General features: G+C 66.8%; 29 protein-coding genes. All 29 read right to left on the bottom strand.

The window, feature by feature from the left end; all coding sequences use genetic code 11:
* Positions 1–500: 500 nt before the first annotated feature.
* Positions 501–944, bottom strand: a complete 444-nt coding sequence (rplO, locus tag K228_RS0100280) for a 50S ribosomal protein L15 (RefSeq protein WP_018252461.1) — start codon at positions 942–944, stop codon at positions 501–503.
* The gene (gene rpmD, locus K228_RS0100275; RefSeq protein WP_012015110.1) at positions 944–1126 is read right to left on the bottom strand and encodes a 50S ribosomal protein L30; all 183 of its coding nucleotides are present in this window, start codon (positions 1124–1126) and stop codon (positions 944–946) included. Before rpmD ends, rplO begins: the two co-directional genes overlap by 1 nt.
* Complete coding sequence (rpsE, locus tag K228_RS0100270) at positions 1126–1740, bottom strand: 30S ribosomal protein S5 (RefSeq protein WP_012015111.1); 615 nt, start codon at positions 1738–1740, stop codon at positions 1126–1128. The genes rpmD and rpsE overlap by 1 nt, the downstream gene beginning before the upstream one ends.
* Before the next feature lie 34 nt (positions 1741–1774).
* Positions 1775–2164, bottom strand: a complete 390-nt coding sequence (gene rplR, locus K228_RS0100265; protein ID WP_025616602.1) for a 50S ribosomal protein L18 — start codon at positions 2162–2164, stop codon at positions 1775–1777.
* Positions 2161–2703, bottom strand: a complete 543-nt coding sequence (gene rplF / locus K228_RS0100260) for a 50S ribosomal protein L6 (RefSeq protein WP_025616601.1) — start codon at positions 2701–2703, stop codon at positions 2161–2163. Before rplF ends, rplR begins: the two co-directional genes overlap by 4 nt.
* A 16-nt stretch (positions 2704–2719) precedes the next feature.
* Positions 2720–3127, bottom strand: a complete 408-nt coding sequence (rpsH, locus tag K228_RS0100255) for a 30S ribosomal protein S8 (RefSeq protein WP_018217053.1) — start codon at positions 3125–3127, stop codon at positions 2720–2722.
* A 93-nt stretch (positions 3128–3220) separates the two neighbouring features.
* Positions 3221–3406, bottom strand: a complete 186-nt coding sequence (locus tag K228_RS0100250) for a type Z 30S ribosomal protein S14 (protein ID WP_007073023.1) — start codon at positions 3404–3406, stop codon at positions 3221–3223.
* 1 nt (position 3407) lies between these two features.
* The gene (rplE, locus tag K228_RS0100245; RefSeq protein ID WP_018222587.1) at positions 3408–3977 is read right to left on the bottom strand and encodes a 50S ribosomal protein L5; all 570 of its coding nucleotides are present in this window, start codon (positions 3975–3977) and stop codon (positions 3408–3410) included.
* Positions 3977–4297: a 50S ribosomal protein L24 gene (rplX, locus tag K228_RS0100240; RefSeq protein ID WP_013288626.1), complete on the bottom strand. Its 321-nt coding sequence runs from the start codon at positions 4295–4297 to the stop codon at positions 3977–3979. The genes rplE and rplX overlap by 1 nt, the downstream gene beginning before the upstream one ends.
* Positions 4294–4662, bottom strand: a complete 369-nt coding sequence (rplN, locus tag K228_RS0100235; RefSeq protein WP_007073026.1) for a 50S ribosomal protein L14 — start codon at positions 4660–4662, stop codon at positions 4294–4296. The genes rplX and rplN overlap by 4 nt, the downstream gene beginning before the upstream one ends.
* 98 nt (positions 4663–4760) lie before the next feature.
* Positions 4761–5036, bottom strand: coding sequence for a 30S ribosomal protein S17 (gene rpsQ, locus K228_RS0100230; protein ID WP_012015117.1), 276 nt, complete (start codon positions 5034–5036; stop codon positions 4761–4763).
* The gene (rpmC, locus tag K228_RS0100225; RefSeq protein WP_012015118.1) at positions 5033–5269 is read right to left on the bottom strand and encodes a 50S ribosomal protein L29; all 237 of its coding nucleotides are present in this window, start codon (positions 5267–5269) and stop codon (positions 5033–5035) included. Before rpmC ends, rpsQ begins: the two co-directional genes overlap by 4 nt.
* Positions 5269–5694, bottom strand: a complete 426-nt coding sequence (gene rplP, locus K228_RS0100220; RefSeq protein ID WP_007465292.1) for a 50S ribosomal protein L16 — start codon at positions 5692–5694, stop codon at positions 5269–5271. Before rplP ends, rpmC begins: the two co-directional genes overlap by 1 nt.
* A gap of 3 nt (positions 5695–5697) precedes the next feature.
* Positions 5698–6564, bottom strand: a complete 867-nt coding sequence (gene rpsC, locus K228_RS0100215) for a 30S ribosomal protein S3 (protein WP_025616600.1) — start codon at positions 6562–6564, stop codon at positions 5698–5700.
* A complete protein-coding gene (gene rplV / locus K228_RS0100210) occupies positions 6564–7022 on the bottom strand; it encodes a 50S ribosomal protein L22 (RefSeq protein WP_025616599.1) in 459 nt (152 codons plus the stop codon). The genes rpsC and rplV overlap by 1 nt, the downstream gene beginning before the upstream one ends.
* A gap of 40 nt (positions 7023–7062) precedes the next feature.
* Positions 7063–7344: a 30S ribosomal protein S19 gene (rpsS, locus tag K228_RS0100205; protein WP_012015121.1), complete on the bottom strand. Its 282-nt coding sequence runs from the start codon at positions 7342–7344 to the stop codon at positions 7063–7065.
* 12 nt (positions 7345–7356) lie between these two features.
* Positions 7357–8196, bottom strand: coding sequence for a 50S ribosomal protein L2 (gene rplB / locus K228_RS0100200; RefSeq protein ID WP_018222583.1), 840 nt, complete (start codon positions 8194–8196; stop codon positions 7357–7359).
* A 12-nt stretch (positions 8197–8208) separates the two neighbouring features.
* A complete protein-coding gene (rplW, locus tag K228_RS0100195) occupies positions 8209–8511 on the bottom strand; it encodes a 50S ribosomal protein L23 (RefSeq protein WP_018252465.1) in 303 nt (100 codons plus the stop codon).
* Positions 8508–9158 carry a 50S ribosomal protein L4 gene (gene rplD / locus K228_RS0100190; protein WP_025616598.1) on the bottom strand — a complete coding sequence of 217 codons (651 nt, stop codon included), beginning with the start codon at positions 9156–9158 and terminating at the stop codon, positions 8508–8510. Before rplD ends, rplW begins: the two co-directional genes overlap by 4 nt.
* Complete coding sequence (rplC, locus tag K228_RS0100185) at positions 9155–9814, bottom strand: 50S ribosomal protein L3 (RefSeq protein WP_025616597.1); 660 nt, start codon at positions 9812–9814, stop codon at positions 9155–9157. Before rplC ends, rplD begins: the two co-directional genes overlap by 4 nt.
* An 11-nt stretch (positions 9815–9825) precedes the next feature.
* Positions 9826–10134: a 30S ribosomal protein S10 gene (gene rpsJ, locus K228_RS0100180; RefSeq protein WP_007073037.1), complete on the bottom strand. Its 309-nt coding sequence runs from the start codon at positions 10132–10134 to the stop codon at positions 9826–9828.
* A gap of 351 nt (positions 10135–10485) precedes the next feature.
* Positions 10486–11679 (bottom strand): elongation factor Tu, encoded by a 1194-nt coding sequence (tuf, locus tag K228_RS0100175; protein WP_018222580.1) that lies wholly within the window; start codon positions 11677–11679, stop codon positions 10486–10488.
* A gap of 221 nt (positions 11680–11900) precedes the next feature.
* Complete coding sequence (gene fusA / locus K228_RS0100170; protein ID WP_025616596.1) at positions 11901–13997, bottom strand: elongation factor G; 2097 nt, start codon at positions 13995–13997, stop codon at positions 11901–11903.
* A 74-nt stretch (positions 13998–14071) separates the two neighbouring features.
* Positions 14072–14542 carry a 30S ribosomal protein S7 gene (gene rpsG / locus K228_RS0100165; protein ID WP_012015128.1) on the bottom strand — a complete coding sequence of 157 codons (471 nt, stop codon included), beginning with the start codon at positions 14540–14542 and terminating at the stop codon, positions 14072–14074.
* A 1-nt stretch (position 14543) separates the two neighbouring features.
* Entirely contained in the window at positions 14544–14918 is a 375-nt protein-coding gene (gene rpsL, locus K228_RS0100160) for a 30S ribosomal protein S12 (protein ID WP_007465318.1), read from the bottom strand.
* Between the two features lie 482 nt (positions 14919–15400).
* Entirely contained in the window at positions 15401–15772 is a 372-nt protein-coding gene (locus tag K228_RS0100155) for a hypothetical protein (RefSeq protein ID WP_025616595.1), read from the bottom strand.
* A 348-nt stretch (positions 15773–16120) separates the two neighbouring features.
* Positions 16121–16492 (bottom strand): hypothetical protein, encoded by a 372-nt coding sequence (locus tag K228_RS0100150; RefSeq protein WP_025616594.1) that lies wholly within the window; start codon positions 16490–16492, stop codon positions 16121–16123.
* 20 nt (positions 16493–16512) lie between these two features.
* Positions 16513–16917 carry a VOC family protein gene (locus tag K228_RS0100145; RefSeq protein ID WP_025616593.1) on the bottom strand — a complete coding sequence of 135 codons (405 nt, stop codon included), beginning with the start codon at positions 16915–16917 and terminating at the stop codon, positions 16513–16515.
* Between the two features lie 27 nt (positions 16918–16944).
* Entirely contained in the window at positions 16945–20838 is a 3894-nt protein-coding gene (locus K228_RS0100140; RefSeq protein ID WP_025616592.1) for a DNA-directed RNA polymerase subunit beta', read from the bottom strand.
* Positions 20839–20889: the final 51 nt, after the last annotated feature.

The raw sequence follows: 20889 nt of genomic DNA, 5'->3' as shown, positions 1-20889 counted from the left end.
CAGCAGGCTGGCGCTCGCCGCGGTCCATCCAGGCCTCACCCGCACCATCACCATGATCGGTGAAGTCCATATCAGGTGCGCCACGCGAGTGCCAAAGTGACATCGCCGACCATTGCCCGCGCCAAGCTCCGAGTGCGCCCAGACCACAACGCGGCAGGACCTGGAAACAAGGTTTACGCTGCCCGTCGGTCAATTGGAAAGAAATCTACCCGCGATCAATGCGGCCGCATTTCCCGAAGCTACCGCAGCCGCGCCGTAGGTGGGCCGCAAGACTAGGGGTCTCACTCCTTCGGGAAACAAAACTGAAAGCGGTCACGATCAGCATTACCAAAAGCTGTGCGACTCTCCGATACTTCGATCAGCCGGCCGACCACACCGCAGCCAAAAATCGGAGCCCCTTCACGTTTCCCGAAAACGAGGCGCACGCCGCACAACGACGGCCAACGAGCTACGGCGTGGGCAGGTCGGCTTCTTCCCGACCTGCCCACGCCGCAGAACTCTTACAGCTCGGTGATCGAACCACCGGCAGCGGTAATCTTCTCCTTGGCCGACGCGCTGAACGCCTGCGCCGAGACCTGGAGAGTCACGCCACCGAGGTCGCCGGTCCCGAGAATCTTGACCGGCTGCCCCTTGCGGACCGCGCCGGCGTCGACCAACTCGGCCGGGCCAACCTGGCCGCCGTTCGGGAACAGCTCGGCGAGCCGCTCCAGGTTTACGACCTGGAAGGTCACCTTGAACTTGTTCTTGAAGCCCTTCATCTTCGGCAAGCGCATGTGGATAGGCATCTGCCCACCCTCGAACGCCGCCGAGATGTTCTTCCGGGCCTTCGACCCCTTGGTACCGCGACCGGCGGTCTTGCCCTTGGAGCCCTCACCACGACCCACCCGGGTCTTGGCCATCTTGGCACCCGGCGCCGGACGCAGGTGGTGGACCTTGATCGTCATTACTCGACCTCCTCGACCTTCACGAGGTGGTTGACCGTGAAGATCATGCCGCGAATCTCCGGACGGTCCTCCTTGACCACCACGTCATTGATCCGCTTGAGCCCGAGCGAACGCAGCGAGTCCCGCTGGTTCTGCTTGGTCCCAATCTCGGACCGGACCTGGGTGACCTTCAGGCGAGCCATCAGGACGCCACCTCCGCCCGCGATGCCAGCATCGCCGCCGGCGCAACGTCCTCAACCGGCAGGCCCCGTCGGGCCGCGACAGCCTCGGGGGACTCAAGCCCCTTCAGCGCCGCCAGCGTGGCGTGCACGATGTTGATCGGGTTGGACGACCCGAGGCTCTTGGAGAGCACATCGTGAATGCCGGCGCACTCCAGCACGGCACGGACCGGGCCACCGGCGATGACGCCGGTACCGGCCGAAGCCGGCTTCAGCAGCACGACACCAGCGGCGTCCTCGCCCTGCACCGGGTGCGGGATCGACTGACCGATCCGCGGCACCTTGAAGAAGTGCTTCTTGGCCTCCTCGACACCCTTGGCGATCGCCGCGGGCACCTCCTTGGCCTTTCCATAGCCCACACCGACGGTGCCGTCGCCGTCGCCCACGATCACCAGGGCGGTGAAGCTGAAGCGACGACCACCCTTCACGACCTTTGCGACGCGGTTGATTGCGACGACCCGCTCAAGGTGCGGGGTCTTCTCGACGGGCGCGTTTCCGCGGCCGCCCTCACGGCGGTTGTCGCGGCGACCACCCTCGTTGCCACCGGACCCGCCGCCACGGCGCTGTTGACCTGGCATCAGCAGCCTTCCTTCTCTCTCGTGACGGGGTTTGTCAGAACTCGAGCCCGGCTTCGCGGGCGGCGTCGGCCAGCGCGGCGACCCGCCCCGCGTACCGGTTGCCACCGCGGTCGAAGACGACCTTGGCGATACCAGCGGCCTTCGCCCGCTCGGCGAGCAGAACGCCGACCTTGCCGGCCAGAACACTCTTGTCGCCCTCGGCGCCCCGCAGCGAGGCATCCAGGGTCGAGGCCGACACCAGGGTGTGCCCCTTGGTGTCGTCCACGATCTGGGCGACGATGTGCCGCAGCGAACGGGTGACCACCAGGCGGGGACGCGCGGGCGTCCCACTGACCTGCCGGCGGACCCGGAAGTGCCGGCGCGCCCGCCCGACGGCGCGCTTGGCGGCGACACCGCGGCGACGCTTGAGCAGCGTGGCGCTCACTTCTTACCTGCCTTTCCGGCCTTACGGCGGATCACTTCACCCTGGTACTTCACGCCCTTGCCCTTGTAGGGCTCCGGCGGACGGATCTTCCGGATGTTCGCGGCGACCTCACCGACCAGCTGCTTGTTGATGCCGGCCACGTGGAACAACGTCGGCTTCTCTACCGAGAAGGAGATGCCCTCCGGTGCCACCACGGTGACCGGGTGCGAGAACCCGAGCGCGAACTCGAGGTCCTTGCCCTTCGCGGTTACCCGGTAACCGGTGCCCGCGATCTCCAGACTCTTCCGGTAACCCTCGGTCACACCGATGATCATGTTGGCGACCAGGGTACGGCTCAGTCCGTGCAGTTCCTTGGCCTTGCGCTCGTCGTTCGGGCGAGCCACGTTCAGCTGCCCGTCCTCCGCCCGCTCGACAGTGATCGGCTCGGCGATGGTGTGCGAGAGTTCGCCCTTGGGGCCCTTGACCGTGACGGTCTGGCCGGCGATCGTGACGTCAACGCCGGCTGGCACCGGGATCGACTTACGTCCAATACGCGACATTTCTACCTGTCTCCCGTTACCAGACGAAGGCGAGGACTTCCCCGCCAACGCTCCGCTTGCGGGCCTGCCGATCGGTGAGCAGCCCCTGGGACGTCGAAATGATCGCCACGCCAAGCCCACCGAGCACGCGCGGGAGCTCACCCGACTTGGCGTACACCCGAAGGCCGGGCTTGGACACGCGCTTGATGCCGGCCAGGCTCCGCTCGCGGTTCTGGCCGTACTTCAGCTCGACGACCAGTCGCTTGCCGACGGCGCTCTCCTCGGGCTCCTCGACCAACCAGGTGCTGATGTACCCCTCGGACTTGAGGACCTCGGCGATATTCGCCTTGATCTTCGAGTAAGGCATCGTCACCCGGTCGTGGTACGCCTGGTTGGCGTTACGCAGACGCGTGAGCATGTCTGCGATCGGGTCGGTCATCGTCATTAAACTCGTCAACCTTTCTCGCCGGGGTTCCCGGGCAGTCCCGGGCCTACGGCGAAGAGACAGTGCAGCTGACGCGCGGAGCGCGCCGGGCTATTACCAGGAAGCCTTGGACACGCCGGGCAGCTCACCGCGGTGGGCCATCTCCCGGATGCAGACCCGGCAGAGACCGAACTTGCGGTAGACCGCCTTCGGACGCCCGCACCGCTGGCAGCGGGTGTACGCGCGAACCGAGAACTTCGGCTTCGCGGCCGCTTTGAGGATCAGCGCCTTCTTGGCCATCTCAGTTCTCCTTGAACGGGAAGCCCAGGAACTTGAGCAGCGCCCGGCCCTCATCGTCGGTCGTGGCGGTGGTGACCACCGTGATGTCCATGCCCCGCTGGCGATCGATCTTGTCCTGGTCGATCTCGTGGAACACCGACTGCTCGGTCAAACCGAACGTGTAGTTGCCGTTCCCGTCGAGCTTGCGCCCATCGAGACCGCGGAAGTCCCGGATCCGCGGCAGCGCGATGGAGAGCAGCCGGTCCAGGAACTCCCACATCCGGTCGCCGCGCAGAGTGACCTTCGCGCCGATCGGCATGCCCTCCCGCAGCTTGAACTGCGCGATGGACTTGGTGGCCCGCCTAACCTGCGGCTTCTGGCCGGTAATGGTGGCCAGGTCGCGGACGGCACCGTCGATCAACTTGGCGTCCCGAGCAGCCTCGCCGACACCCATGTTGACGACGATCTTGACCAGGCGCGGCACCTGCATCGGGTTGCCGTACTTGTACTGCTCCCGCAGCTGGCCCACGATCTCGTTACGGTACCGCTCCTTGAGGCGCGGCATGGTCTTGGTTTCGGTAGCCGTGGTCATCACAGGTCCTTACCGGTGCTACGCGCGATGCGGACCTTCTGGCCATTGTCGTCGATCCGGTAACCGACCCGGGTCGGCTTGCCGTCGGAGTCCAAGACCATCACGTTCGAAACGTGGATCGGAGCCTCCTGGGTGACGATGCCACCGGTCTTCGCGCCACGCTGGGTGGTGCTGATGCGGGTGTGCTTCTTGACCCGGTTCACGCCCTCGACCAGGACCTTGTCCTGCCGTGGGTAGGCCGCGATGACCTTGCCCTTGGCACCCTTGTCCTTGCCGGCGATGACGACGACCGTGTCGCCCTTCTTGACCTTCACGGTCACAACACCTCCGGCGCGAGAGAGATAATCTTCATGAACCGCTTGTCCCGCAGCTCCCGGCCAACCGGGCCGAAGATACGGGTGCCACGCGGATCCCCACCGTCCTTGATGATGACGGCGGCGTTCTCGTCGAAGCGGATGTACGAGCCGTCCGGCCGCCGCTTCTCCTTGGCGGTACGGACGACGACCGCCTTCACGACATCGCCCTTCTTGACACCGGCACCCGGGATCGCGTCCTTGACGGTGGCCACGATGACGTCGCCGATGCTCGCGTAGCGCCGACCGGAGCCGCCGAGCACCCGGATGCACAGGATCTCCCGGGCACCCGTGTTGTCGGCGACGCGCAGTCGCGACTCCTGCTGAATCACGTCTATCTCCTATGTCTGCCGGTTCTCCGGCCGCACCACGGCGGCCGGAGCCTGGCGGAACCTGCGCCCGACCGGAACCGGCCGAGCTCGAGCCTTCGCTACTTGGCCTTCTCGAGGATCTCCACGAGCCGCCACCGCTTGGTGGCAGACAACGGCCGGGTCTCCATGATCAGGACCCGGTCGCCGATGCCGGCCGAGTTCTGCTCGTCGTGGACCTTCAGCTTGCTGGTGCGGCGCATGATCTTGCCGTACAGCCCGTGCTTGACGCGGTCCTCGACCTCGACGACAACGGTCTTGTCCATCTTGTCGCTGACCACGAGACCCTCACGAACCTTCCGGCGGGCCCGCGTGGTCGCGGTGGTGTTCTCGCTCATCCTGCAGTCACCTCAGTCGGCGCGGCCGAGAGCCCCAGCTCGCGTTCACGCATGATCGTGTAGATCCGGGCGATCTCCCGACGAATGACCTGCAGCCGCCGGTTGTTGTCCAGCTGCCCGGTTGCGGCCTGCACGCGGAGGTTGAACAGCTCCGCCTTAGCCTCGCGCAGCTTCGTGACCAACTCCTCCTCGGAGAGTTCACGCAGCTCGGCGGCCTTAACGCCCGCTGCCATCAGGATTCACCCACTTCGCGTGTAACAATCCGGCACTTCATCGGGAGCTTGTGGATCGCGCGACGCATCGCCTCACGCGCGATCTGCTCGTTGGGGAAGGACATCTCGAAGAGAACCCGCCCCGGCTTCACGTTCGCGACCCACCACTCAGGGGAGCCCTTACCGGAACCCATCCGGGTCTCCGCCGGCTTCTTGGTGAGCGCCTGGTCCGGGAAGATCGTGATCCAGACCTTGCCACCACGCTTGATGTGCCGGGTCATCGCGATACGCGCCGACTCGATCTGGCGGTTGGTCACGTAGGCCGGCTCGAGAGCCTGGATCCCGAACTCGCCGAACACCACCCGGTTACCGCCCTTGGACGCGCCACTGCGGTCCGGGTGGTGCGGCTTGCGGAAGCCCTTCGGGGGCTTGCGCGGCATCAGCATCTGTCAGCCCTCCTGCTGCGTTTCTGCCGGCTGGGTAGCGGCCGACGCGACCGCGCCAGCGTCCACCGACTCGCCGCTCGGCGTCTCGGCCGCCTGCGCGATGGTGGTCGCGGCGGCTCGGCCGGCCTCGGTGCCACCAGCGGTGGTGCCGGACGAACCGGACCTACCACGACGCGGACGCTCCGAACGGTCGCCGCGCTCCCGGCGCGGACGCGACGGAGCCTCGGCCGGGGTCTCCCGGCCCGGCACCGCGTCGCCCTTGTAGATCCAAACCTTCACACCGATCCGGCCGAAGGTGGTCCGGGCCTCGAAGAAGCCGTACTCAATGTTGGCCCGCAGCGTGTGCAGCGGGACCCGGCCCTCGCGGTAGAACTCGGTCCGGCTCATCTCGGCACCGCCGAGCCGCCCCGACACCTGCACCCGGATGCCCTTGCAGACCGGGTTCTTCATCGCCGACTGCATGGCCTTGCGCATCGCCCGACGGAAGCTGACCCGGCTGGACAGCTGCTCGGCCACGCCCTGCGCGACGAGCTGCGCGTCCGACTCGGGGTTCTTCACCTCGATGATGTTGAGCTGGACCTGCTTGCCGGTCAGCTTCTCCAGCTTGCCGCGGATCCGGTCGGCCTCGGCACCCTTACGGCCGATCACGATACCCGGCCGGGCAGTGTGGATATCGACGCGAACCCGGTCCCGGGTGCGCTCGATGTCGACCTTGGAGATTCCCGCCCGCTCCAGGCCCTTGGACATCATCCGCCGGATCTTGACATCCTCGCCGACGTAGTCCTTGTAGAGCTTGTCCGCGAACCAGCGCGACTTCCAGTCGGTCGAGATGCCGAGCCGGAACCCGTGCGGGTGAACCTTCTGACCCATTACTCGGCACCCTCCGTCTTGCTCTCGGTCGCAGCTGGCGTGGTCTCCTTCGCCGGGGCCGCCTTCTTCGCCGCCGCCTTCTTCGGCGCAGCCGGCGCGACCGCCTCAACCACCACCGTGATGTGACAGGTGCGCTTCCGGATCCGGTACGCCCGGCCCTGGGCGCGCGGCTGGAACCGCTTCATCGTCGGGCCCTCGTCCACGAACGCCTCGCGGACGAGCAGCGCGTCGGGGTCCAGCCGCTCGTTGTTCTCCGCGTTGGCGATCGCGCTCGCGAGTACCTTGTACACCTGCTCGCTCGCGGCCTGTGGCGCGAACTGCAGCACCGTGAGCGCCTCCTTCGCGGGCAGGCCGCGGACGAGGTTGACCACCCGGCGCGCCTTCATCGGCGAGATGCGCACGTACCGCGCAACCGCCCGCGCGCCCGGAAGCACCGGAGCGTCGCCCTTTCCTGGCATCGCTGTAACCCCTTGTTCCTCTATCCGTATGCCCGCGGCGTCAGCGCCGACGGCTCTTCCGGTCGTCCTTCTCGTGACCCTTGAACGTGCGGGTCAGCGCGAACTCGCCGAGCTTGTGCCCGACCATCGCCTCGGTCACGAACACCGGGACGTGCTTGCGTCCGTCGTGCACAGCGATCGTGTGACCCAGCATCTCCGGGATGATCGTCGAGCGCCGCGACCAGGTCTTGATGACGTTCTTGGTGCCCTTGTCGTTCTGCGTCTCCACCTTCTTGAGCAGGTGGTCGTCGATGAACGGGCCCTTCTTCAGGCTGCGAGGCATCTCTTATCTCCCTCAGCCGCGCTTACGCGTGGCGTAGCGACGGCGGACGATCAGCCGGTCACTCGGCTGGCCCTTACGGCGGGTACGGCCCTCGGGCTTACCCTGCGGGTTGACCGGGTGACGGCCACCAGAGGTCTTACCCTCACCACCACCGTGCGGGTGGTCGACCGGGTTCATGGCCACACCACGGACGGTCGGGCGCTTGCCCTTCCACCGCATCCGGCCGGCCTTGCCCCAGTTGATGTTTGACTGGTCGGCGTTGCCGATCTCACCGATGCTGGCCCGGCAGCGCACGTCAACGCGGCGGATTTCACCGGAAGGCATACGCAGGGTCGCGTAGGCGCCCTCCCGACCGAGCAGCTGGATTCCCGTCCCCGCGGAGCGGGCCAGCTTGGCACCGCCGCCCGGACGCAGCTCCACGTTGTGGATAGTCAGACCGACCGGGATGTTCCGCAGCGGCAGGTTGTTGCCCGGCTTGATGTCGGCGCCCGGACCCGACTCGACGATGTCGCCCTGCTTCAGGTCCTTCGGTGCGAGGATGTACCGCTTCTCGCCGTCCAGGAAGTGCAGCAGCGCGATCCGCGCGGTGCGGTTCGGGTCGTACTCGATGTGCGCGACCTTCGCCGGCACGCCGTCCTTGTCGACCCGCTTGAAGTCGATGATTCGGTACTGGCGCTTGTGGCCGCCACCCTGGTGCCGGGCGGTGATCCGCCCGTGGGCGTTACGCCCACCCTTCTTCGGCAGCGGGGCCAGCAGCGACTTCTCCGGCGTTGACCGGGTGATCTCGGCGAAGTCGGCAACGCTCGAGCCACGCCGGCCCGGCGTCGTCGGCTTGTACTTACGGATAGCCATTGTCTACACCCCTCAGCTGACCGGGCCGCCGAAGGCCTCGATGCGGTCACCGTCAGCCAGCTTCACCATCGCCCGCTTGGTGTCCTTGCGCTTGCCGAACCCAGTCCGGGTCCGCTTGCGCTTGCCCGCGCGGTTGAGCGTGTTAACCGTCAGGACGCGGACGTTGAAGATCTGCTCAATGGCGATCTTGATCGCGGTCTTGTTCGCGTCCGGGTGCACCAGGAACGTGTACCAGTTACGGTTCAGCTCGCTGTAGCTCTTCTCCGAGACGACCGGCGCAATGATGATGTCGCGCGGGTCGGCGATCGTGCTCACTTGCCACCCTCCTCGGTGGTCTCAGCGGGAACGCCCAGGAACTCCTCCAGGGCCTCCTTGGTGAAGACCACGTCGTCGGCCAGCAGCACGTCGTACGTGTTGAGCTGGCCGGACTCGATCAGGTGCACCCGCGGCTCGTTGCGCAGCGACACCCAGTTCAGCTCGTCGGTGCTGCTCAGCACCACCAGCACCCGGCGTGCGTCGGTCAGCTTCGCCAGCGTGGCCAGGGCCGCCTTCGTCGACGGCTTCTCACCGGCGACGAACGCCTCGACGACGTGCACCCTGTCGGCGCGGGCCCGGTCCGAGAGGGCACCACGCAGCGCGGCGGCCTTCATCTTCTTCGGGGTCCGCTGGCTGTAGTCGCGCGGCACCGGGCCGTGCACCACGCCGCCACCGGCGAACTGCGGGGCGCGGATCGAGCCCTGGCGGGCGCGGCCGGTCCCCTTCTGCTTGTAGGGCTTCTTGCCGCCGCCGGCGACCTCGCCCCGCGTCTTGGTCTTGTGCGTGCCCTGTCGAGCCGCCGCGAGCTGAGCCACCACGACCTGGTGCATCAGCGCGATGTTGGCCTGCGCGTCGAAGATGTCAGCGGGCAGCTCGACGGAGCCGGCCTTGGTACCTTCGACGGTGCGGACATCAACGGTGGTCACTTGACTGCCCCACCCTTCTTCGCCTTGGCCGCAGTGCGAACCAGGACCAGCGCGCCCTTGGGGCCAGGGATGGCACCCCGGACGAGCAGGAGATTGTTCTCGGTGTCAACCGCCTGGACGGTGAGGTTCTGGACGGTGTAGCGCACACCACCCATCCGGCCGGCCATCCGGGTGCCCTTGAAGACGCGTCCCGGAGTAGCACAGCCGCCGATCGAGCCCGGCGAGCGGTGCTTGCGCTCCACACCGTGGCTGGCGCGCAGGCCGTGGAAGCCGTGCCGCTTCATCGGGCCGGCGTAGCCCTTGCCCTTGGTCTTTCCGGTCACGTCGACCGAGATGCCGGCCGGGAACTCCTCGACCGTGACCTCCTGGCCGAGCGCGTACTCGGCGGCGTCGGTCGTACGCAGCTCGACAACGTGCCGGCGCGGCGCGACCTCAGCCTTAGCGAAGTGGCCGTTGATCGGCTTCTTGACCTTGCGCGGGTCGATGGCGCCGTACGCCAACTGGACCGCCGCGTAGCCGTCCTTATCCTGGCTACGGACCTGGCTGACGACACACGGGCCGGCCTGCACCACAGTCACCGGGACAACACGGTTGTTGTCCCAGACCTGGGTCATGCCGAGCTTCGCGCCCAGGATCCCCTTGACTTGCCTGTCCATTTGTCCGATCCCTACAGCTTGATCTCGATGTCGACGCCAGCCGGCAGGTCGAGGCGCATGAGCGAGTCGACCGTCTTCGGGGTCGGGTCGATGATGTCGATCAGCCGCTTGTGCGTGCGCATCTCGAAGTGCTCGCGCGAGTCCTTGTACTTGTGCGGCGAGCGGATAACGCAGAAACGGTTGATCTCCGTGGGCAGCGGCACCGGGCCTGCGACCTGCGCCCCGGTGCGCGTCACCGTCTCGACGATCTTCCGAGCCGAGGAGTCGACGACCTCGTGGTCATAGGCCTTGAGCCGGATGCGGATCTTCTGTCCCGCCATAGTGGCTTCTGTTCCTTCTCTCGATGCCGCTGTGTTGCGGACGCCTGCGCCGATTGGCACCGGGCCCGCTTCGCCGACCCCCGCGGTCGGGCGTGTCGCGCCCTCGGTTCAGAATCCGCCCCGGGATTCCGGAGCGATCCTGCCGCGGTGGGTCATCACGTCGATCGCACTACGGCGACCTAGACGCCGCGCGAGGGTGGTCGGCGAACGAATCGCCAACCACCCCGCGCCCGACTGGTCCCCCCCCGCCCGGAGGTTCGGCAGTGCCGAACGCGAGCGGGCGAACCGTCGTTACGCAACCTGACTAGTATGCCGCACGGGCGGCGGCACACCTAATCGGGGTTACCTAGCTCACTGAATGATCTTGGTGACGCGACCCGCGCCAACCGTGCGGCCACCCTCGCGAATCGCGAACTTGAGGTTCTCCTCCATCGCGACGGGCTGGATCAGCTTCACGGTCATCGTGGTGTTGTCGCCCGGCATGACCATCTCGGTACCCTCGGGGAGGGTAACAACGCCGGTAACGTCCGTGGTCCGGAAGTAGAACTGCGGACGGTAGTTCTGGAAGAACGGCGTGTGGCGGCCGCCCTCCTCCTTGGAGAGGATGTAGACCGTCGCCTCGAACTCGGTGTGCGGGGTGGCGGTGCCCGGCTTGATGACGACCATGCCGCGCTCGACGTCCTCACGCTTCACGCCACGCAGCAGCAGACCGACGTTCTCACCCGCGCGAGCCTCGTCCAGCAGCTTACGGAACATCTCGATGCCGGTGCAGGTGGTCTTCGTCGACTTCTCGCGGATGCCGACGAGCTCCACCTCCTCGTTCGGCTTCAGCACGCCACGCTCGGCGCGACCGGTGACGACCGTGCCCCGGCCGGTGATCGTGAAGACGTCCTCGATCGGCATCAGGAACGGCTTCTCGGTCTCGCGCTCGGGCTGCGGGATCGAGGTGTCGACCGCGGTCATCAGCTCCATGAGCTTGCCGGCCCACTCCGGGTCACCCTCAAGGGCCTTCAGCGCGGACACCCGCACGACCGGCAGGTCGTCGCCCGGGTACTCCTGCGAGGAGAGCAGCTCACGGACCTCGAGCTCGACGAGCTCGAGGAGCTCCTCGTCGTCAACCATGTCGCTCTTGTTGAGCGCCACGACGATGTACGGCACACCGACCTGACGGGCCAGCAGCACGTGCTCGCGGGTCTGCGGCATCGGGCCGTCGGTCGCCGCGACCACGAGGATCGCGCCGTCCATCTGGGCCGCACCGGTGATCATGTTCTTGATGTAGTCGGCGTGCCCGGGGCAGTCGACGTGCGCGTAGTGCCGCGCCTCGGTCTGGTACTCGACGTGCGCGATCGAGATCGTGATGCCGCGGGCCTTCTCCTCCGGCGCCTTGTCGATCTCGTCGAACGGCATGTACGGGTTCAGGTCCGGGTACTGGTCGTGCAGGACCTTGGTGATGGCCGCCGTCAGCGTCGTCTTACCGTGGTCGATGTGACCAATGGTGCCGATGTTGACGTGCGGCTTAGTCCGCTCGAACTTCGCCTTCGCCACTGGTGTCCTCCTGTGGACTTTCTTGGTTCGTTCGCCCCGGTGCGCCGGTCGGCGCTTAGGACTCTGTCGACAGCCTTTCCGGCCTGACGGCCGGGAAGCCATTTGTGGGCACTGCGGCGATGAAGCCTACAGACCCGGAATCATGCCGTCCGACCGAGGTGGTCGCGGGCGGGATATCCTCCCGCGACCCGCCCCGGCTCATCGACCGGCTCAGACGAGTGTCACTCGCCGGTTGCCTTGGCGATGATCTCCTTCGCCACCGAGGCCGGAACCTCGGCGTAGGAGTCGAACTGCATGCTGAAGCTAGCCCGGCCCTGGGTCTTCGACCGCAGGTCGCCGACGTAGCCGAACATCTCCGACAACGGCACCAGGGCACGGACGACGCGGGCACCGCCGCGATCCTCCATCGCCTGGATTATGCCGCGACGGGAGTTGATATCGCCGACGACGTCACCCATGTTCTCCTCTGGAGTGGTGACCTCAACGGCCATCATCGGCTCGAGCAGTGCCGGATCGGCCTTGCGGGCCGCGTCCTTCAGCACCATCGAACCGGCGATCTTGAACGCCATCTCGGACGAGTCGACCTCGTGGTACTGACCGTCCACCAGCGTCAGCTTCACCCCGACCAGCGGGAAGCCGGCCAGAATGCCGTACTGCATGGCATCCTGCGCGCCCGCGTCCACCGAGGGGATGAACTCCCGGGGGATGCGACCGCCGGTGACGGCGTTGGCGAACTCGTAGGTCGGAGCGTCGTTTGCCAGGGGCAACGGCTCCAGGCTGATGATCACCCGGGCGTACTGGCCGGAACCACCGGTCTGCTTCTTGTGGGTGTACTCGACCTTCTCCACCTTGCGGCGGATGGTCTCGCGGTACGCCACCTGCGGCTTACCGATGTTTGCCTCGACGTTGAACTCGCGGCGCATCCGGTCCACCAGGATGTCCAGGTGCAGCTCGCCCATGCCGGAGATGACCGTCTGCCCGGTCTCGTCGTCCAGCTTGACGCGGAAGGTCGGGTCTTCCTCGGCCAGCCGCTGGATGGCGGTGCTGAGCTTCTCCTGGTCGGCCTTGGTCTTCGGCTCGATAGCCACCTCGATGACCGGCTCCGGGAAGGTCATCGACTCAAGGATGACCGGGTTCGCCGGGTCGCAGAGGGTGTCACCAGTGGTGGTCTGCTTCAGACCCTGAACCGCGATGATGTCGCCGGCCTTGGCGGAGCCACGCTCCTCCCGCTTGTTGGCGTGCATCTGGTAGATCTTGCCGATCCGCTCCTTGCGGTCCTTGGTGGAGTTGACCACCTGCGAACCGGTCTCGACCACACCGGAGTAAACCCGGACGTAGGTGAGCTTCCCAAGGTGCTTGTCGGTCTGGATCTTGAAGGCGAGACCGGAGAAGGGCTCCGAGGTGGACGGCTTCCGCAGCATCGGGGTCTCACCGTCGGTCGCGGTGCCCTCGATCGCCGGGACGTCCAGCGGCGACGGCAGGAAGTCGACCACGGCGTCGAGCATCGGCTGGACGCCCTTGTTCTTGAAGGCGGAGCCGCAGAGGACCGGGTTGGCCTTACCGGCGATGGTCGCCCGGCGGATCGCGGCCTTGATCTCCTCGACGGAGAACTCCCCACCCTCCAGGTACTTCTCCATCACCTCGTCGTCGACGTCGGCCAGCGTCTCCATCAGCTTCTCGCGCCACTCGGTGGCAACGTCGGCCAACTCAGCCGGGATCTCCTCGACGGCGTAGTCCTCACCCTTCTGAGTCTCCCCACGCCAGGTAAGGGCACGCATGCCGATCAGGTCGACGACGCCGATGTGCTCAGACTCGAGTCCAATCGGGACCTGGAGCACCAACGGGGTGGCGTTGAGCCGGTCAACCATCATCTGGACGCAGCGGAAGAAGTCCGCACCGGTCCGGTCGAGCTTGTTGACGAAGCACATCCGCGGGACGTTGTACTTGTCGGCCTGACGCCAGACGTTCTCCGTCTGCGGCTCCACGCCGGCGACTCCGTCGTAGACCGCGACCGCACCATCCAGAACCCGCAGCGACCGCTCGACCTCGACCGTGAAGTCGACGTGGCCGGGCGTGTCGATGATCTGAATCGTGTGGCCCTTCCACTCGCACTTCGTGGCGGCGGAAGTGATCGTGATACCGCGCTCCTGCTCCTGCGCCATCCAGTCCATGACGGCGGCGCCCTCATGAACCTCACCGATCTTGTAGGTAATACCGGTGTAGAACAGGATTCGCTCGGTAGTAGTGGTCTTACCGGCATCGATGTGCGCCATGATGCCGATGTTGCGTACGTTGGCGAGCGCGTCTGCGGCGGCCACTTCAATCCCTACTTATCGTCGTCTCGACACAACTGGTGTGGTTCCGGCGCCGAGCCGGCGCCGGAACCTGGGTGTTACCAGCGGTAGTGCGCGAAGGCCTTGTTGGACTCGGCCATCTTGTGGGTGTCCTCGCGCCGCTTGACGGCGGCACCGAGTCCGTTGCTCGCGTCCAGCAGCTCGTTCATCAGCCGCTCAACCATGGTCTTCTCGCGCCGGGCGCGGGCGTAGGTGACCAGCCAGCGCAGGCCCAGGGTGGTGGCGCGGGCCGGACGAACCTCGACCGGCACCTGGTAGGTGGCGCCACCAACACGGCGGCTGCGCACCTCGAGCGTCGGCTTGACGTTGTCCATCGCCCGCTTGAGGGTGACCACCGGGTCGGTGCCGGACTTCTCCCGGCAGCCCTCCAGCGCCGCGTAGACGAGGGTCTCGGCGAGCTGGCGCTTACCGCGCAGCAGGATCTTGTTTACCAGCTGGGTGACCAGCGGCGAGTTGTACACCGGGTCAGCGACCAGCGGCCGCCGCGGAGCGGGTCCCTTACGCGGCATCTCAGCTCTTCTCCTTCTTCGCGCCGTAGCGGCTACGCGCCTGCTTGCGGTTGCGGACACCCTGGGTGTCCAGCGAGCCACGTACGATCTTGTACCGCACACCGGGGAGGTCCTTCACCCGGCCGCCGCGGACGAGCACGATCGAGTGCTCCTGGAGGTTGTGACCGACGCCCGGAATGTAGGCGGTCACCTCGATCTGGCTGCTGAGCTTGACCCGAGCGACCTTACGCAGCGCCGAGTTCGGCTTCTTCGGGGTGGTGGTGTACACACGAGTACACACGCCCCGCCGCTGCGGGGACCCCTTCAGGGCAGGGGTTTTCGTCTTGGTCGTCTTGGCCTGACGGCCCTTTCGGACCAGCTGCTGAATGGTGGGCACCGGGTTTCTCCGCTCCCTTCGGCCGCCTGGAGGCGACCGCGCCGTCTGCTTCTAGCCGGCCGGATGGACGGCTCTCCTACATTTCAACCAGGGCCACCTGCCGGGGTCCCAGCACCCGCGGTCGGGCGTGTCGCCGACTCACGGTTTCCCGGTCGTCACTCACGGGCGAAAACCGGGTTTGGTCACCGGCGCGAGGTGGCCGGATCTCTGGCTGTCGTCGTGCACCGCGAGAAGCCCCGTCAAGCGGGATCACAGCGCACGCACGAACTGCCCAGGCATGCCTGGGCACAGGGGGAAAGAGTACCTACCACAACCGCGCAGGTCAAAACTGGGCGGCCAGTGGGTCCACCCACCGGTCGAGAACCGTTCGGCCTGTGCGCCCGCGCCGGGCACCTACCGAGTCGAGTGTACCGGCTGCACCCGGCGACGATCCCCCGGCCCTCGGTTCCCAACACCCACACAATCAGGCACAAACCCGGTGGTCAGGACAACCCCAGGAGCAACGCCAACCCAAGCCCGCCCGCGTTGAGCAGCAGCCCGGCACCACCGCAGCTCACCCCGGCCCAGGCCAGGCCCCGCCCGGTGAACCGGACCGCCGGCGGCGGCATCGGCCGACGGATCTGCTGGAGCCCGAACAAACCGACACCAACAGCACCCGCCCCGGTGAAAGCGCCCAGCGCGGTGAAGGCTCCCGCGGCCCACGCACCGTCTCCATCCGCCCCAACCACGCCGACACAGGCCACCAGCAACGAGACCAGAATCGAAACGATTCCCGCGATCAGAGACCCCACCGCGAGACCAGAGGTGACCGCCGGTACGTCGAGGTGTACCACCCCGAAGGGTGTACCCGGCACCGGATGAATCCGACTCGGCTGACCCAACGCGTCCCGCGGCGGCGGCGGAGAGACCACTGGCAGGGGACCCCATCCGGGGGTTGAGGTCGGTGGCGTGCCCGCCGGGCCGGACGGCGCTGGTGGCCGGGCCCACGGGTCCGGCGGCGGCGCCCCAGGGCCCGACGGACGGGGCTCACCCTCAGCTGGCCCCTGCGGCCCGCCGGGCACCGCCGGGTCGGTGCCCGGCGGGCGTGCCGGATCGGTCACAGGTCCTCCAAGTCGACCGTCGACGCCCAAGCGCCGAACATCGGTCAGGCTACCGCTGCGCGGCCAGCGGGCGATGCCCGACTTGGTCAACGCTCCCAGCGGTCAATCCACGTTCGGGGCGAAATCCTGGCCGTAGGGGGCCTCCGCCAGCTGGATGACACCGATCACCACCATGACGGTCACCACGACCAGGGTCAGCAACAGGCCGGTCCAGGCCAGTCGCTCTCCTCGGCGCAGCCACGCCGCACCGGTGAGAAACCCCCCAGAAAGGTACGCCTCACGACGCGCCTGCCGCGCCAACACGAGTGCCACCGTGGCCGGCACCGCTCCCCCGACGAACAGGCCGGTCAGGGCTCCGAACAGCCCGAGCGCGAAGACTGCCCGGGCCTTGGTTGACCGCACCGGATCCGGGTCCTGCGGGTGCCGGGGCAACCCCAGCAGGGCGAGTGGGGTGGTCCCGGAAGCGGTGCTCATGCCCCCATCATGCCCGGGCGCTAATAGGAACAGACCTCGAGCCGGTTACCGAGCGGATCACGAAACCAGAACCAGGTCACTGGCTGATCAGGGGCCTGATTCAGCTCACCGACCTCAGCCCCACGCTCGATCAACCACCGACGGGCGGCGACGGCGTCCGGGGCGTGGAAGTTGAAGCCGGACCACTCGCCCCCCGCCGGGTTGAGCAGGGTCACCGGCGGGCCCTCGGGGGCCTGGAGCACCACGATGTGCGAGGTGCGGAAGAGCTCGGACCAGCCCAGGGTCTCCTGGTACCACCCAGCCACAGCATGTGGATCATCGACCTTGACGAAGACGGTGTCTACCTTACGCAGCGGACTGTCGGACATGCCGGGGACGATAGCGGCCGGCACCGACACCGCCGGACACGACGCGGCCCCCGGCATCGCCGGGGGCCGCGTCGACAACCGTGCCTAGCGGTACGACCCGAAGTCGAAGTCGTCCAGCGGGACCGCCTGGCCACTGGCCGGACCGAAGCCGTAGTCGGTCTCCGGGTAGCCGGTCATGGAGTAGACCTTGGCCTTCGCCTCCTCGGTCGGCTCGACCCGGACGTTGCGGTACTTGCTGATGCCAGTACCAGCCGGGATGAGCTTACCGATGATCACGTTCTCCTTGAGGCCGATCAACGAGTCGCTGCGAGCGTGGATCGCCGCGTCCGTCAGCACCCGGGTGGTCTCCTGGAAGGAGGCCGCCGAGAGCCAGGAGTCGGTGGCCAGGGAGGCCTTGGTGATACCCATCAGCACCGGACGGCCGGCCGCGGGCTCGCCGCCCTCGGAGACGAGCCTGCGGTTCTCCGACTCGAACAGCGCCCGGTCCACGAGGACGCCCGGCAGGAACTCGGTCGAGCCGGAGTCGATGACCGTCACCCGCTTGAGCATCTGCCGGATGATGATCTCGATGTGCTTGTCGTGGATGAGCACACCCTGCGAGCGGTAGACCTCCTGGACCTCCTGGGTCAGGTGGACCTGGACCGCACGCGGACCCAGGATCCGGAGCAGCTCGTGCGGGTCGATCGTACCCACCGTGAGCTTCTCGCCGACCTCGACGTGGTCTCCGTCGTTGGCCAGCAGTCGAACCCGCTTCGAGATCTTGTCGTAGGCGATCTCGTCGCTGCCGTCGTCCGGCACCACAATGATCTTCCGGGACCGCTCGCCATCCTCGATCCGGACTCGACCAGGGGTGTCCGCGATCGGGGCCTTGCCCTTCGGGATTCGAGCCTCGAAGATCTCCTGGACCCGGGGCAGACCCTGGGTGATGTCCTCTCCAGCGACACCACCGGTGTGGAAGGTACGCATCGTCAGCTGCGTACCCGGCTCACCGATCGACTGGGCGGCGATGATGCCGACCGCCTCGCCGACATCCACGGTCTTGCCGGTCGGCAGCGAACGGCCGTAGCAGGCCCCGCAGACGCCCAGCTTCGACTCACAGGTGAGCACACTGCGGACCCGAACGGACTCCACCCCGGCGGCGACGATCTTGTCCACCAGGATCGAGTTGATGTCCGCACCCCGCTCGGCGACGACGGTGCCGTCCGGCCCCTTGATGTCGTCAGCCAACGTACGGGCGTGCACGCTGGTCTCCGCGTGCTCGTGCACGACCAGCGAACCGGCTTCCCCGGCCCGCTGACCCACCTGCATCGGGATGGCCCGGTCGGTGCCGCAGTCTTCCTCGCGGATGATCACATCCTGCGAGACATCCACCAGACGACGGGTCAGGTAGCCCGAGTCGGCGGTACGCAGGGCGGTGTCCGCCAGACCCTTACGGGCACCGTGCGTGGAGATGAAGTACTCCAGTACGGAGAGACCCTCGCGGTAGGAGGCCTTGATCGGACGCGGGATGATCTCACCCTTCGGGTTCGCCACCAAGCCACGGATCGCGGCGATCTGCCGGAGCTGAAGCAGGTTACCGCGGGCCCCCGAGTTAATCATCTTCCAGAGCGGGTTCTCCTGCGGTAGCGCGGTGTCCATCTCCTTGGCGACCTCGTTGGTCGCCTTGGTCCAGATCTCGATGAGCTCACCGCGACGTTCCTCGGCGGTCATCAGACCACGCTGGTACTGCTTGTCGATCCGATCGGCTTCCTTCTCGTACCGACCAAGGATCTCCCGCTTACGCGGCGGCGCGAGGACGTCCTCCATGCCGATGGTCACGCCGGACCAGGTGGCCCAGTGGAAGCCGGCCTCCTTGAGACCATCCAGGGTGGCCGCGAGAGCGACCTTCGGGAAGCGCTCGGCGAGGTCGTTGACGATCGCGGAGAGCTGGCCCTTGCGGATCTCGTAGTTCACGAACCGGTAGCCCGGCGGCAGGGTCTCGTTGAACAGAACCCGGCCAAGCGTCGTCTCCACCGTGATCGGGTCGCCCTCGACCCAGCCCTCCGGCGCAGTCCACGGCTCGGCACCGGGGCCACTCTCGACCCCGACGAGACCCCGCAGACGGATCTTCACCGGCGCCTGCAGGTGCAGTTCGCCGTTGTCGAACGCCATCCGGGCCTCGGCGTCCGAGCTGAACGCCCGGCCTTCGCCCACCTCACCCGGGGTGCGGTGGGTGAGGTGGTAGAGACCGATGATCATGTCCTGGGTGGGCATGGTCACCGGCTTGCCGTCAGCCGGCTTGAGGATGTTGTTGGACGAGAGCATCAGGATCCGCGCCTCGGCCTGAGCCTCGGCCGACAGCGGCACGTGGACCGCCATCTGGTCACCGTCGAAGTCGGCGTTGAACGCGGTGCAGACCAGCGGGTGGATCTGGATGGCCTTGCCCTCGACCAGCTGCGGCTCGAACGCCTGGATGCCCAGTCGGTGCAGGGTCGGCGCCCGGTTGAGCAGCACCGGGTGCTCGCCGATGACCTCCTCGAGCACATCCCAGACGACCGGCCGCTGCCGCTCGACCATCCGCTTGGCGGACTTAATGTTCTGTGCGTGGTTGAGGTCCACCAGCCGCTTCATCACGAACGGCTTGAACAGCTCCAACGCCATCTGCTTGGGCAGGCCGCACTGGTGCAGCTTGAGCTTCGGGCCGACCACGATGACCGATCGACCCGAGTAGTCGACCCGCTTGCCGAGCAGGTTCTGCCGGAACCGGCCCTGCTTGCCCTTGAGCATGTCGGACAACGACTTGAGCGGACGGTTACCCGGACCGGTGACCGGTCGACCGCGGCGACCGTTGTCGAACAACGCGTCAACGGCCTCCTGGAGCATCCGCTTCTCGTTGTTGACGATGATCTCGGGAGCGCCGAGATCGATCAGCCGCTTGAGCCGGTTGTTCCGGTTGATCACGCGACGGTACAGGTCGTTCAGGTCGGAGGTCGCGAAGCGGCCACCGTCGAGCTGCACCATCGGGCGCAGGTCCGGCGGGATAACCGGGACGCAGTCCAGCACCATGCCGAGCGGCGAGTTGCTGGTGTTCAGGAACGCGGCGACCACCTTGAGGCGCTTGAGCGCCCGGATCTTCCGCTGTCCCTTACCGGTGCGGATGGTCTCCCGCAGGCTCTCCGCCTCGGTGTCGAGGTTCATGTTCTGGACCAGGGCCTTGATCGCCTCGGCCCCCATCCCGCCGGTGAAGTACTCGCCGAACCGGTCGCGCAGCTCCCGGTAGAGCAGCTCGTCGGTGACCAGTTGCTTCGGCTCCAGCTTGCGGAAGGTGTCCAGCACCTCGTCCAGGCGGTCGATCTCACGCTGGGCCCGGTCGCGGATCTGGCGCATCTCGCGCTCTCCGCCCTCCTTGACCTTGCGCCGGACGTCCGCCTTGGCGCCCTCGGCCTCCAGCTCGGCGAGGTCGGCCTCGAGCTTGCCCGCCCGCTTCTCGATCTCCGAGTCCCGGCTGTTCTCGGACTGCCGCTTCTCGGCGAGAATCTCGTTCTCGATCGTGGCGAGATCCCGGTGACGCGCATCGGCGTCCACACTCGTCACCACGTACGAGGCGAAGTAGATGATCTTCTCGAGGTCCTTGGGGGCAAGATCCAGCAGGTAGCCCAGCCGGCTCGGCACGCCCTTGAAGTACCAGATGTGGGTCACCGAGGCAGCGAGCTCGATGTGCCCCATCCGCTCCCGGCGGACCTTGGACCGAGTCACCTCAACGCCGCAGCGCTCACAGATGATGCCCTTGAAGCGAACCCGCTTGTACTTGCCGCAATAGCACTCCCAGTCCCGCTGAGGACCGAAGATTTTCTCGCAGAAAAGCCCGTCCTTCTCCGGCTTGAGAGTGCGGTAGTTGATCGTCTCCGGCTTCTTGACCTCGCCGTGGGACCACTGCCGGATGTCGTCGGCGGTGGCGAGGCCGATGCGCAGCTCGTCGAAGAAGTTGACGTCGAGCACGTTATATCCCTCGTGTCGTGTCTGATCTCTAGCTAGCTCTCGGCGGGGTTG

It is taken from the genome of Salinispora cortesiana, from assembly GCF_000484695.1.
GTDB classification, from domain to species: domain Bacteria; phylum Actinomycetota; class Actinomycetes; order Mycobacteriales; family Micromonosporaceae; genus Micromonospora; species Micromonospora cortesiana.
Note: the sequence above shows the minus strand (reverse complement) of the source record. Positions and strands in the feature narration are given on the sequence as shown.